We start from the raw sequence: 15,803 nt of genomic DNA on the forward strand, positions 1-15,803 counted from the left end.
TGCAATACAAGGACTATGCCATCTGGCAGCACAGCCAGGCACAGCAAGCATGGATGCAGCGTCAGGAAGCCTACTGGCTGGATACGTTCCGCGGTGAGCTGCCTGTACTGGATCTACGGACAGATTATGCTCGTCCGGCAGTACGCAGCAGTGAAGGGGACACGATTGTGTTCGGACTGGATCGAGAGGTCAGTGATCGCCTGAAGGAGCTGGCGACCCAAAGCGGATCGACCCTGTACATGGTGCTGCTGGCAGCATATACGACGCTGCTGCATCACTACACGGCACAGGAGGACATTATCGTCGGTACGCCGATTGCAGGGCGTCCACATGCAGACCTGGCGCCGATAATAGGGATGTTCGTTGGCACGCTGGCCCTGCGGAATTATCCAAGTGCGGAGCAGAGCTTCCGTAGCTATGTGGAGGATGTGAAGCTTCGCGCATTGCAGGCCTTCGAGCACCAGGATTATCCGTTCGAGGAGCTGGTGGATCAGCTGAATGTGAAGCGGGATATGAGCCGTAATCCGTTGTTCGATACGATGTTCACCTTGCATACGACGGAGGAAGGGGAGCTGCAGCAGCTGGAAGAGCTGAGCTTCCGTCCTTATGAGATGGAGCAAGCGCCAGCGAAGTTCGATCTGACACTGGAGGCGCGTGAGGAAGAGGACGGCATCCAGCTTGGGTTGCAGTATGCGACGGCATTGTTCCGTCCTGAGACCATCGAGCGAATGACCCGACACTTCGTTCGTCTGGCAGAAGCCGTGGCAGCGAATCCGAATGTGTTGCTGGGCGAGATCGCCTTGATTACAGAAGAAGAAAGTCAGTACATTCTGAATGTATTTAACGATCCGCAGCTACACAGTCTACGCGGGGGAGATCATCGTCAAGGTGCGGAGCAGCTGGGACTCTCGCTTAGCGAACGCTTCGAGGCACAAGTACAGCAGCATCCTGAACGGGTCGCGGTTGTATTTGAGGATACAAGTATGACCTACGCTGAGTTGAATGAGCGGGCGAATCGATTAGCTCGTCTGCTGCGAGCAGCAGGAGTGGAAGCTGACCAACCGGTTGGTATTTTGCTGGAGCGTTCGGCTGATATCGCTGTGAGTATTCTCGGCATACTCAAGGCTGGAGGCGCGTATGTTCCGATGGATCGCATGTATCCGCAGGAACGGATTCAATACATGCTTGAGGATAGTGGAGCACGTGTGGTGATTACATCCAGTTCAGTTCATTCAGCGGTTCGCTTACCCGCTACGGTCCAAGCTATTGTAATCGACGACGAGGATGTTACAGCTCAAATGGCTGAGCAGGAAGTCCATAATCTGACTTCCACGGTGGATCTGCATAATTTGGCGTACATCATCTATACGTCAGGTACGACCGGACAACCGAAAGGAGTGCTAATCGAGCAAGGCAGCGTCAACCATCTGGTGGATGCTCTCGCTGAACGTGTATACAGCCGTTATGATCGACCATTGCAGGTGGCTTGGCTGTCGGCCTATGTATTCGATGCATCCGTTCAGCAAATCTTTGCGGCCCTATTATTAGGTCACACCTTGCATATTGTCTCCCGCGATGTGAGTCTGAACGGCGAGCTATTGATTGGCTACTACCGTACGTACAACATTGACTTGTCCGATGGCACACCTGCGCATTTGCAAATCCTGAACGAGACAATTGCAGTAACGGAGGCGCCAGAGGTCAAGCATTACCTGATTGGTGGCGAGGCGCTGCCGGTAGCTCTTCTTCACACCTTCATGCACAAGTGGTCCGGGTATCATCCGATTATCACCAACGTGTATGGGCCTACAGAAACAACTGTGGATGCTACCGCTTATACTGTGGAGGATGTGAGCAGCCTTGATGAACTGTTGAAGCAAGGACAGCACACATTATCCATCGGCACGCCGCTCGGCAAGCAGTCTCTGTATATTCTGAACGGCAAGCAGCAGTTGGTGCCGATCGGGGTGGCAGGCGAGCTCTATATTGGTGGGCAAGGTGTAGGACGAGGCTACCTGAATCTACCGGAGCTAACGAGAACAAAATTCTTGCACAATCCGTTCGTGAAGTCCGTACATGCTGTCGAGACCGAACATTCATCCGCTAGTCATCAGACTGACCGGATGTATCGAACGGGGGATCTGGCTCGTTGGTTACCGAATGGAAGTATTGAGTATCTTGGCCGGATGGACCAACAGTTGAAGATTCGCGGCTATCGGATCGAACTGGGCGAGATCGAAGCGCAGCTCCTCAAGGTAGACGATATCCATGGTGCGGTGGTCACCGTGTGGGAGCAAGAGGATGGGCACAAGGATCTGTGTGCTTATATCATGGCAGTATCTCCAGTGAATCTGCCGGAGCTGCGAAGCGTTCTGCAGCCAATACTGCCGGATTACATGATCCCGACTTATGTTGTACAGCTGGAGCAATTCCCACTGACAGCAAGTGGCAAGGTGGATCGCAAGGCGCTGCCTGCACCAGAAGCAAGACTTGGTGGTGGACGTGAGCATATTGCACCACGGACCGCACTGGAAGCACAGCTTGCACGCATATGGCAGGATGTCCTCAAGCTGTCTAGCGTGAGCATCGTCGACTCGTTCTTCGATGTAGGCGGACATTCTCTGCGGGCGACGACGCTTGTGGCGAGAATCCATCAGGAGCTGGGAAGTCTGATTACGCTGCGTGAGGTGTTCCAGTACGTCACCATTGAGGAGCAGGCCAGACTCATTGCGAAGCAAGGAACGACTGTCTACACAGCCATTTCTTCCGCACCAAAGCAGGCATATTATCCAGTCTCCTCCGCCCAAAAACGAGTATACCTTTTGAGCCATCTGGAAGGCGGAGATACAAGCTACAACATGCCGGGTGTATTGGAAGTGGCAGGAGCCTTGGATGCTGATCGTCTGGAGCAGGCTTTCCGTGCAGTTATTGCGCGTCATGATACACTGCGTACCAGCTTTGAGATGGTGGATGGCGAGGTTGCGCAGCGGATTCATGGGCAGGTTGAATTCGCGATAGAACGACTGGAGGGCGCAGAATCGGAGCTGGAGACACATATAGACTCCTTTGTACGCAGCTTTGATCTCCGATCTGCACCGCTATTGCGTGTTCGTCTTGTGCGGACTGGAGGCGACCGCCATCTGTTGATGTACGACATGCACCATATCATCTCCGATGGAGCATCGTCGAACAATATCGTGCAAGAGCTGGTACAACTGTACGAAGGACAGGAGCTTCCACCGCTGCGTATTCAGTATAAGGATTATGCGGTATGGCAGCAGCAGCAGATACATGAGGAGCGCTACCAGCGTCGGGAGCAGTTCTGGCTTGAGCATTTGACGGGCCCATTGCCTGTACTTGATCTGCCGATTGCCTATCCAAGACCTGCAACACGCAGCTTCGAGGGAGCATTGTATGATTTTGCAGTCGAGCCAACTGTGTATTCACAGCTGAAGCAATTGGCAGCGCAGACCGGAAGCACGTTATATATGGTCCTGCTGGGTGCCTATACATTGCTGTTGTCCAAATACAGTGGCCAGAATGATCTAATCATCGGTACTCCGGTGGCCGGTCGTCCACAGCCAGAGCTTGAGCCGCTGATTGGTATGTTCGTGAATACGTTGGCGATTCGCCATCAGCCTACGGATCATCACACGTTCCACAGCTACTTGCTTGAGGTGAGAGATCGTACGCTGCAAGCATTCGAGCATCAGGATTATCCGTTAGAGGAGCTGGTGGAGAAGCTAGATATCCCTCGTGATGCGAGTCGAAATCCGCTATTCGATACCATGTTCGTGCTGCAAAATACGGAGTCACAGGAGGCGAGTCTGGAATCCCTCTCCTTCCGACCGTATGAGCAGGAGCATCGGATTTCCAAATTCGATCTGACTCTATCCATGAGTGAGGAGGATCGTGTACTGCGAGGATCCTTTGAATACTGCACCAAGCTGTTCGGGGCCGCCGTGATGGAGCGACTCAGTAATGACTTCATCGCGATTCTGTCGCAAGTAGTCGCTAATCCAGATGTACCACTTGGTGATATTCACGTGCACACAGACGAGCAACCGAAAGGCTTCACGCCGGATTCCATTGATTTTGCTTTCTAGCATCTGACGGTAAGTTGAAGTTCCGATACTGTTCCAACAGGTTTGATTCACATTGCATGTGCAGAGGGCAGCAGCGAGTCTGCTGTCCCTGCCTGCACTGTATTTTTCCGATAAACGAGCTCAAGTTATTAGCCAAGCACCATTCCAAGCGGGGAGAAGCCCCATGAAGCAGGAGGGATGTCATTGAAAGCTTTATTTGAGAAGGAAAAAAAATATTGGAGTCAGAAGCTGGAGCCCGAGGATCGGATCATCACCCTGCCTTATACAACTCATGTACCGAAGGATGTAGCAGCACACGCTGATTATGCTACATATACATTGACATTTTCATCTGATGTCTCAAGTCGCATATCATCCATCACTGGCAGTAATCCATGGGCTGTATACATGGTGCTGCTTGCTGGAGTAAATAGCCTATTACATAAATATACAGGCGAGGAGCATATACTGCTGGGCATTCCTGTTGCAGAGACTGGCAGTAGTGCTGCCAAGCCGCTCAATTCCATGCTCATCCTGAAGAGCACGCTGAATACTGCCACAACCTTCAAGAGTCTGCTCTCACAGATCAAAGCAGGTATCAGTGAAGCTATAGAGCACCAGAACATCCCCTTTTGGACCTACACGGAGGGGCTGGATATTCCGCGCAGCAACGCAGACAAGCCGCTATTTCACACGGTAGTCTCCTTACACAATCTTCATAAAGTAGCTTGGATGAGTGAGGTTGATGCAGAGCTGCATATGCAGTTCAAGTGGGAGGATGACATCGCTTCTCTTACAATGACCTACAATAATAGCTATTACAATGAAACGGCTATTGCATCCTTTGGTGAGCAGCTATCCCGGCTCTATGCCGTTGTACTGCACCAACCGGAGCTAATGTTGTCCAGTGTAGACATTCTATCCGCACAGGATGCAGATAGGCTGAAATTTACCTTCAATGATACCACCGTGGATTACCCACGAGAGGCGTCCATTGAAGAGCTATTCACACAGCAAGCCAAGCAGACTCCTTATCAGGTCGTGCTCGTCGAGGAGCAAGGCAGTATGACTTATGGCGAGCTAGATGAGAAGTCTAATCAACTAGCCGCTACCTTGCGGAGAGCAGGAGTAGCCCTGGAGCAGCCTGTTGCGATCATGGCTGAGCGCTCCGCTGATATGGTCGTTGGAATGCTGGCCATTCTTAAAGCCGGCGGCGTGTATGTGCCGATTGATCCAGACTACCCGGAGGAGCGTGTGAGCTATCTGCTGGAGGATTCAGGCGCTGAGCTGTTCCTGGTGACACGAGCTGAGCACAGACCTTTGGACTATAAGGGAACCATTCTGAATTTGCGGGATGAAGATGTGTATGGTGCAGGTCAGCCGGAATCCTCAGCTTCTGGATCTGTGTATGGTCGTGGAGACAACATAGATGAAGCGACTGACCAGCTAAAGGCTCATAAACCGTTAATTGGCGGCGATCGACTGGCCTATATCATGTATACCTCAGGCACGACTGGTCTGCCCAAGGGGGTCATGGTCGAGCATCGAAATGTTGTGCGGTTGGTGAAGAATACAAATTTCGCAGAGCTTCATGCGGATACAAAAATTTTGCAGACGGGGGCCGTTGTCTTCGACGCATCTACCTTCGAAATCTGGGGAGCACTCCTGAACGGTGGCCAACTCATCCTCGTAAGCCAGGACGTTATCTTGAATGCTGCGAGATTAAAAGAGGCTATACGAGCTCATGGTGTCACGACCATGTGGCTAACGGCGCCACTCTTTAACCAATTATCCCAGCAGGACGTGGAGATGTTCGCTGGTCTGAAAGAACTGCTGATCGGTGGCGATGTGCTGTCTGTACCACATGTGAATCGTGTACTGGAAGCGTACCCGTCACTGAAACTGATCAACGGCTACGGACCGACGGAAAATACGACCTTCTCGACTACGCATGCTATTTCTGGCATTCAGTCGGAAGCGGTGCCGATAGGCCGTCCTATTGCGAACTCGACAGCCTATGTAGTGGATCGAGCGATGCAGCTACAGCCTGTAGGGGCTTGGGGCGAGCTACTCGTCGGTGGAGACGGAGTAGCCCGCGGCTATCGCAATCGGCCGGATTTGACAGCTGAGAAGTTCATAGATAGTCCATTCCGCAGTGCTGAGCGCTGTTATCGGACTGGAGATCTTGTGCGTTGGCGCGAAGATGGGACCTTGGAGTATAAGGGAAGAATCGATGCTCAGGTGAAAATCCGCGGCTACCGGATCGAGCTAGGCGAGGTGGAGGCACAGCTGCTGAAGCTGGAAGTGGTAAGTGATGCGATTGTCGTGACACATGAGGATGAGCAGGGGCAGAAGCAGCTGTGCGCATATGTTGTGCTGCAGGGCAATAGGGCTACTGAGGTGACGGTTCACAATGCTGCTAAAGAGAGAGTTGCTAAGGAGATAACTAGCGATGCTGCTAATGAGCCAACTAGTAGATTTGCCAACGAGACAGCCATGGCAGATACGGAGACGGCTGCTATCCGAGAGGGAAATATGGCGGGAGTCGCGTCACAGATGCAGGAGCTACGTAACGCCTTGCTTCGAGAGCTTCCGGGCTACATGGTGCCTTCATATTTTGTTGAGCTGAAGCAGCTACCGCTCACACCGAACGGCAAGGTCGATCGACGCGCACTACCACAACCGGAGCGAAGCATGCATGGCGGTAGCGTCTATGAGCCTCCAAGGACTTCCATGGAGGAGCATCTTGTGAGTATTTGGCAGGAGGTGCTAAATGTCGAGAGGATTGGCATTAAGGACAATTTCTTCGAAGCTGGAGGACATTCCCTGCGGGCGACGCATGTTATTTCGCTAGTGCATAGACAAATGCACAAAAATCTTCAGCTTAAGGACCTGTTCGGCCACCCTACGATCGAGCAGCTTGCACAGGTGCTGGAGACACTGGAGCAGACAAGCTATACTGCGATTCCAATTGCACCGCAGCAGTCACACTACGTGCTGTCTTCAGCGCAAAAGCGAATGTATATCCTGAATCAGCTTGAACCGGACGGAATCAGCTACAATATTCCGGGTGCTGTGACACTGGTCGGCCCGCTTGATATCAATGCCATGGAGCAAGCCTTTCAGGAACTGATTCAGCGTCATGAGACATTGCGCACCAGCTTTGATACCGTGCAGGGCGAGCCTGTTCAGCGCTTGCATGACAAGGTGTCCTTCCGTCTTGAACACATCGAAGCTCATGGTGCTAACAGGGAGCAGACGGATCAGCTGCTACAGGACTTTATTCGCCCATTTGAGTTGAACCAGGCACCGCTCTTCCGGGCAGGACTGATTGCTGTAGGTGCGGAGCAGCACATTTTGCTACTGGATATGCATCATATCATATCGGATGGCACCTCCGTTCAGGTGCTTATGCAGGATCTTGTCCGTCTGTACGCCAAGGATGAGCTACCAGCACTACGCATCCAATACAAGGATTATGCGCTGTGGCAGCAGGAGCAGCATCGAAGCGAACGATACAAGGAGCAGGAGGCATATTGGCTTGGTACCCTCGCTGGTGAGCTGCCAGTTCTGGATATGCCGACAGATTTCCCGCGTCCGGCGGTTCGAAGCTTTGCAGGAGATGTGTTGCCATTTACACTTGACGCGCGGCAAAGCGCAGGTCTGAAGCACATTGCGATGCAGACGGAGTCCACCTTGTACATGGTGCTCCTGGCTGCATACACGACTCTACTCAGTCACTACAGCGGTCAAGAGGATATCATTGTAGGTTCACCCATTGCAGGTAGGACGCATGCCGAGCTAGCTCCACTAATTGGAATGTTCGTCAATACATTGGCCATCCGCAGCTACCCGCAGGGTAGCAAGTCGTTCCGTGATTATGTGCAGGAGGTTAAAGGGCATACGTTACAGGCTTTTGAGCATCAGGACTATCCATTGGAGGAGCTGATCGAGAAGCTAGAGCTTGATCGGGATCTAAGTCGTAATCCACTATTCGACACTGTATTTGCATTGCAAAATCTGGAACAGCGCGAGCAGCAGTTGAATGGTCTGAGAATGGAGCCATATCCAGGCGAGCAGACGGCTGCCAAGTTCGACCTAAGTCTATTTGCATTTGAAGATGGAGAAGACATTGCTTGTGGTCTGCAATACGCTACGCGGCTGTATAACCAAGAGACGATTCAGCGACTGGCCTTGCATTTCCGACAGTTGGTGGATGCGGTCATTGAGCAACCGGACATAGCGCTGTCTGCCATCGAGATCATCACGCCGCGGGAAAAAGAACAGATTATTAGAGAGTTCAACAACACGGTCGCAGATTATCCGTATCCCAAAGATTTGCCTGTGCACGTCATATTCGAGGAATATGCAGCGCGTACACCAGAGCAGATAGCCGTCACCTTTGCTGACGAAAGGCTGACCTACCGAGAGCTTAATGAACGCTCCGAGCACCTTGCACGAATGTTGCAATCTCGAGGGATTCGCCGCAGACAGGGCTCAGATACGCAGTGTGTAGCACTGATGGCTGAGCGATCCATCGAGCTGGTTGTTGGTATGCTGGGGATTCTGAAGGCAGGTGGGGCCTACGTCCCCGTTGACCCTGTCTACCCGGAAGAGCGCATCCTTTATCTACTGGAGGACTCAGGTGCCGAGCTGCTTCTGGCTCAGCGCTATGATCAGGTGTTCTTTGCGGCGGATATTCCAATCCTGGATCTGAGTGATGAGCAACAGTGGCAAGGTGGTTCGCTGTGTGAAGGGAGTGAGATGCACGAGACTGCAGGCGATGCCGGGGAATCTGAGAGCCTTAATAACCTGCACGGAACTGGCTCGGCCTTAGCAGAAGAGCATCTTCCTGTGAAGGCAGCATCAACCGATCTTGCCCACGTGATGTACACTTCCGGCACGACAGGCAATCCGAAAGGCGTCATGATCGAGCATCGGAATATCGTTCGACTGGCGAAAAACAGAAGCCATGCCACGCTCAACGAGGATACACGGCTCTTGCAGACCGGGGCGGTCGTATTCGACGCCTCAACGTTCGAGATCTGGGGGACGCTGTTGAATGGCGGACAGCTACATCTGGTGAGCTATGACACGATTTTGGATACGGTCCAACTCAAGCAGGCAATTCAGCAGCACAGCATCAACACCTTGTTTCTCACTACGTCCTTATTCCACCAGCATTCGCAGCAGGACATTGACTTGTTCACACCGCTGAAGGAATTAATTGTCGGAGGAGACGTGCTATCCGTACCACATTTGAATCGTGTGATGGAGACTCACCCGCAGCTTCGAATCATCAACGCTTATGGTCCGACGGAGAACACTGTGTTCTCGACGATCTATGATATTACCGAGCCACAGACACAAGCCGTTCCAATCGGTCGGCCTATCGACCATTCCACGACGTACATTGTCAATCGAGCGCTCAAGCTACAGCCTGTTGGAGCTTGGGGTGAACTGATTGTTGGTGGTGACGGTGTGGCACGTGGATACCTCAACCGGCCAGAGCTGACAGCAGACAAGTTCATTGTCAGTCCTTATCGCACTGGAGAGTATTGCTACCGCACGGGTGACTTGGCACGCTGGCGTGCTGACGGAGTGCTGGAGTACAAGGGTCGAATCGATGAGCAGGTCAAAATCCGCGGCTACCGCATTGAGCTGGGCGAGATTGAGAGCCGTCTGTCCTCTGTAGCTGGAGTAAAGGAATCCATTGTTGTCGTAAGGCAGGATGAGCTGGGACAGAAGCAGCTATGTGCTTATTACGTAACAGACCGTGAGATGGGGGCCGGTCAATTGCGTCAAGCACTATCCCAAGACTTGCCCGGCTACATGGTGCCATCCTACTTCGTTCAGCTGGGAGAGCTACCTTTGACGCCGAATGGGAAGGTAGATCGCAAAGCGCTCCCTTCACCGGAACAGCATGTGGATTCAGGCATGGATTATGTAGCACCACAGACGGAGGTTCAGCAAGCCCTGGCTGATGCGTGGGGAGCGATACTTGGTCTTCAGCGTGTGGGAATTCAGGATAATTTCTTCCATCTAGGTGGTGACTCCATCAAGGCAATCCAGGTGTCATCCCGTTTGTTCCAGGCTGGTCATAGGCTAGAAATGAAGGATTTGTTCAAATATCCGACGATTGCTGAGCTATCCACACATGTTCAGCCTGTGACTCAATTGGCGGAGCAAGGAGAAGTTAGCGGCGTGGTACGCTTGACTCCGATTCAGCGCTGGTTCTTTGAGCAACAGACCGCGGAGCCACATCATTTTAACCAGTCTGTCATGCTTTATCGCCCTGAGGGCTACGATGAGCAAGCGCTGCGGCATGCGTTTCAAGCGATCACTATGCATCATGATGCCTTGCGAATCGTCTTCCATACAGCGAACAGCCATTCAGACCATGTGGTAGATGACGTTCATGTTCAAGGAGAAATTACGGCCTGGAACCGACGGATGGAGGATGGTGAAGCATACCTTCTGGAGGTCTACGATTGCATGGATAGCAATCTGAATGAGGAGGAACGAACAGAGAAGGTTGAGGCTTTGTGCAATGAGCTTCAAGCCAGTATTTCTCTGGAGCAGGGTCCGCTCATGAGATTGGGATTGTTCCGTTGCCCGGATGGCGACCATTTGCTGATTGTCATTCATCACCTGGTAGTGGACGGCGTATCGTGGCGTATTTTGTTTGAAGACCTGGCAACGGCTTATGAGCAGGCTTCCCAAGGTGAAGAGATCATTCAGCTGCCGCACAAGACAGATTCATTCCAGACGTGGGCTCAGCAGCTCCGTGCTTATGCAGAAGGTCCGGCTATGGAGCAGGAACAGACCTATTGGGCAGCGATTGCTCAGACAGATGTGGCTCCGCTACCAGTGGATTATGACCAGACTGATAACGATCAAGCCGGCGAAAGAATGCCACTGATTGCCGATAGCGAGACCGTCACCGCCGTATGGAGCATGGAAGAGACTGAGCAACTGCTTAAGCTTGCCAACCGCACCTATCGCACAGAGATGAATGATCTGCTCTTGACGGCAGTCGGTATGGCTTTGCAGGCATGGAGTGGGCAAGAGAGATTCTTGATTCAGCTTGAAGGACATGGTAGAGAGCACATTATCCCGGAAGTGGATATTAGCCGGACGATTGGCTGGTTCACTACCCAATATCCGGTATTGCTCGACATGCCTCAAGCGATGACATTGGGCCAGCGCATCAAGCATGTGAAGGAGAGGCTGCGTAGCGTTCCGAATAAGGGGATCGGCTACGGCATCCTCAAATATATGACAGACTCAGGCAGATCGCCGAGCATGGCACAGCTTGAAGCCAATCCAGAGATTAGCTTCAATTACCTTGGGCAATTTGACCAGGACATGGAGAGTAATGAGCTTCAGTCCTCCTCATATACCGGAGGGATGCCACTGAGTCCCACGATGGCGCGGACATATACACTTGATTTCAATGGGATGATCTCGGGAGGTCAGCTCGGTCTGACGATCAGCTACAGTACTACCAGCTACCGTTCAAACACGATGGAGACCTTGGCGAGATTATTGGAAGCGAGTCTCAGAGATATATTATTGCACTGTATTCGCAAGGAGCAGCCTGAGCTTACGCCAAGCGATATTTCCTATAAGGGCCTTGATGTAGATAGCCTTGATCGTCTCTTGGCCGAGATGAATGTGCACGGAGAGGTGGTCAATGTCTACGGTCTGACTCCCATGCAAAAAGGGATGCTGTTCCACAGCCAGCTGGATCGACAGATGGCTGCACATGATGCCTATGTAGAGCAGTTCAGCTATGATTTGCAAGGAGAGCTGAATGTCCAGGCCTTCGCAGAAAGTCTGAACATGCTTGTGCAGCGCCACGAAGCGCTCCGTGCCCATTTTTATTTTGGTCGTGAGACAGAACCGCTACAGGTCGTATATCGGAGCCGGGAATGCGGCTTTATATATGAGGATTTACGAGAGCTGGCTTCAGAGGAGCAGGAGGCCCGATTAGCCAAGTTCAAGCTGGAGGATCAAGCAAGAGGCTTCGATCTGCGTCGAGACGTTCTTCTGCGTGTAGCAGTTTTGCGTACGTCGGAAGACAATTACCGCTTCATATGGAGCTTTCATCACATTGTAATGGATGGTTGGTGTCTGTCCCTGGTGAACAGAGAAGTGTTCGAAGGCTACGCAGCCTTGCAAGCTGGCCAGATACCGGAGCTGGCGCCTCCTGTTCCATACAGCCGCTTCATCGAATGGCTGGAAGCTCAGGATCGCCAGGCGGCAGAAGATCACTGGAAAGGCTACCTGACCGGATATGATCAGCAGACTTTGATTCCGGGTACTTTATCCGCCCAGTCCCAGCGGACTGATGGCTATGCTGCTAGTGACTGGGTGAGGGATTTGGATCGGGAGCTGACCCGGCAGGTAGAAGACACCGCCAAGCGCCATCAGGTGACGACGAATATACTGCTCCAAGCTGCATGGGGAGTTGTATTGCAGAAATATAATCAGCATGAAGATGTACTGTTCGGTAGTGTCGTCTCAGGGCGCCCATCTGATATTAACGGTGTCGAGGAGATGATCGGTCTCTTCATTAATACGATTCCGGTACGTGTTCGAAGTGAGGCGGGACAGAGCTTTGCAGAGGTCATGAAGCGAATGCAGGAACAGGCTATGGCTTCCCATGCATATGATACGTACCCGCTCTTCGAGATTCAGGCCTTGACGGATCAGAAGCAGAATCTGATTCAGCATATTATGGTATTCGAGAACTATCCAGTGGATGAGCAGGTTGAGCAATTGGGGCACAAGGAAGAAGCTCCGTTTTCCATTGATAATGTGACTGTATTCGAGCAGACGAACTATGATTTCAATCTCGCCGTCATGCCAGGAGAAGGACTCCGTCTGAGCATTGGATACAATGCTCTGGTATATTCAGAGGCTGATATTGAACGAATTGCCGGACATTTTGCATATGTGCTGCAACAGGTTGTAGCCAATCCAGACATGGTGATCAGCGATATCAGACTAGCTACCCCTCAGGAGGAGCACGAGATACTGCATGAGTTCAACGGCTGGGGTGCAGAACAAGAGGTATCACTTGAGCAATGCAATTCTGGCAGAGCTGACAGAACGGATAGAACGAATAGAACGGACGGAGCTCACAGCTCAACGGATCCATTCGTGACTGGTTCAACAAGTCGTTCAACAGGGGAGGCGGGTCAGAAGCTCCATGAAGCTGTTAGCTTCACATTACATGAGCTATTCGAAGAGCAGGCTGCAAGGACACCAGAGCTGGATGCAGTAGTCTTCGAGGACACGAGATTGAGCTACGATGCTCTGAATCGGAGGGCTAATCAACTGGCAAGAACACTGCGTAATCAAGGAGTGAAGCCAGATCAGTGTGTTGCACTGCTGGCAGAGCGCTCCATTGAGATGATTGTCGGGATCTTGGCAATTTTGAAAGCTGGTGGAGCCTATGTGCCGATCGACCCTTCTTATCCGTCTGAACGGATTGAATATATGTTGAAGGACTCCGGCACTGCGATTCTGATGCTGCAGCAAGGACTTGCAGAGGATATTTCGTTCAGTGGTAAGAAGGTAGTGCTGGATCATCCTGAAGTCTATGCACAAGAAGACTCCAATCTACCGTCAGCTGCTGGGCCAGAGCACCTTATGTATGTGCTGTATACCTCTGGAACAACAGGCTTGCCAAAAGGAGTCATGGTCGCTCATCGCAGTGTAGCGAACACGGTGAACTGGTTCGCAGATCGCTATGCTGACTATGTCAGACATCGCATTGTGCTGACAGCTGAATATACCTTCGATCCAAGTGTCGAGCAGATCTTCGCCGTGCTCCTGCATGGAGGCGAGCTGCATTGCATTCGGCGGGATACGCTGCTCAGTAAGTCGTCGCTACTCCGTTATATTGCTAAACATGATATTGGCATGCTGGACTTGCCGCCAGTCCTGATGCGGGCCTTTCTGGCTGAGGAGCCCAAGCTCGATAGCCTAGAGACCTTGATCTCTGGTGGTGAGCGACTTGAGGATGCGTTGAAGGATGTCTTACTAAGCAAGGGCTACCGACTGCACAACCATTATGGTCCGACAGAGACGACAATTGATGCCCTTGCAACCGAATGCGAACAGGGTACAGCCGTACATCTGGGCAAGCCAATTCGGCATACTGGTGTCTACATCTTGAATGCTCATAGGCAGTTACAGCCCGTAGGGGTTGTAGGAGAGCTGTTCATCGCTGGTGCTGGGCTTGCCAGGGGGTACTTGAACAGGCCTGAACTAACCACGGAGAGATTCGTGGAGCATCCATACCTTCATGGGCAGACCATGTATGCGACGGGTGATCTGGCACGATGGCTGCCTGACGGAAATGTGGAGTTCGTAGGACGAATGGACGATCAGGTGAAGGTACGCGGCTTCCGGATTGAGCTAGGTGAAGTAGAGGCTCAGCTTGCAGGTATTCCATCGGTACGTGATTGTGCGGTCATTGCAGTAGCAGATGGAAAGGGTCAGCACCAGCTTTGTGCTTACTTTACGGCTGATGCATCGCTAACGGTACGTGACATCCGCGAACAGCTGGCGGGTGCTTTGCCCGGATACATGATTCCGTCTACTTTCGTACAGGTGGAGCGCATGCCGCTGACGACGAGCGGGAAGATTGATCGCAAGGCATTGCCAGCTCCGGAAGCTGGTGTGAATCATGGTACTGAGTATGTAGCTCCTCATACTGATGTTGAGCAAATGTTAGCCTCCATATGGCGGGAGGTCCTTGATCTTCCGCAGGTGGGTATCCATGACGATTTCTTCATGCTGGGAGGCCATTCCTTGAAGGTACTGGAGCTTGTGCGCAAGATTCAGCTTGCCACGGGGATTGAGCTTCCGATTCGCACCGTGCTGGATTGCCCAACGATTGAGGAGCAGGCGTTGGCACTGATGAAGTCAGAGCTGGAGACAGGACAGGATCAGCCGATCCTTCGTCTTAATGATCATGGGTATGCAACCCTGTTCTGCTTCCCGCCTATGCTTGGTTATGCATTGTCATTCGCAGAGCTGGCAAAGCAACTGAACGAGGAGGCGGTTCTGTACGGGCTGGAGTTCCCGGAGGAAGCCATGGATGAAAGGAAGCTGCTGTCAAGCTATGTAGATTTAATTGTCAATACCCAGTCGACGGGACCGTATATGCTGCTTGGTTATTCCATTGGTGGTAATCTGGCGCATAAGGTGGCAGCTGCACTGGAGGAGCAGGGACATTCGGTGGCAGGCATCATTATACTTGATTCGGTGCGTAGTACTGAATATTCATCCTCTACCGCGGAGGAGACAACGCAGGAAATTGAGGCCATGCTGGAGCAGGTGCCCGAGGCTTATCGTGAGCTGCTAAATGACTCCTATCGTCGCAAAATGCTCGCTTACGCAGTATATGGTAATCAATTACTGAATACAGAGTGCTTGCAGGCTGACATTTACGGACTTGTGGCAGTCGGCTCAGAAGCGGTTAAGGGTAGCGGTGACAATCGTCTGCTATGGAAGGATGCCACACAAGGCAGCTATGTAGAGCAGGCCATGATCGGCAATCACTATGAGCTTCTTGAACCAGGCTTTGTGGAGGAGAATGCCAAGAGCATTCGTAAGATCATCCGTCATATTTGGCAACAAGGGGAGGCGACGGGGAAGTCCAGACTCGTTATCAGCGATAATCGCTGATCGGTTCACTTC

General features: G+C 52.0%; 2 protein-coding genes. Both read left to right on the forward strand.

What is annotated here, in order from left to right; genetic code table 11:
- On the forward strand, positions 1–4,106 hold a 4,106-nt coding region (locus K331_RS33255), incomplete at its 5' end, for a non-ribosomal peptide synthetase (RefSeq protein WP_211237366.1).
- 183 nt (positions 4,107–4,289) lie between these two features.
- Positions 4,290–15,791, forward strand: a complete 11,502-nt coding sequence (locus tag K331_RS0126685) for a non-ribosomal peptide synthetase (RefSeq protein ID WP_028592668.1) — start codon at positions 4,290–4,292, stop codon at positions 15,789–15,791.
- The last annotated feature ends 12 nt before the right edge of the window (positions 15,792–15,803 follow it).

This window comes from Paenibacillus massiliensis subsp. panacisoli DSM 21345 (genome assembly GCF_000426545.1).
In the GTDB taxonomy this organism is placed as follows: Bacteria; Bacillota; Bacilli; order Paenibacillales; family Paenibacillaceae; genus Paenibacillus; species Paenibacillus panacisoli.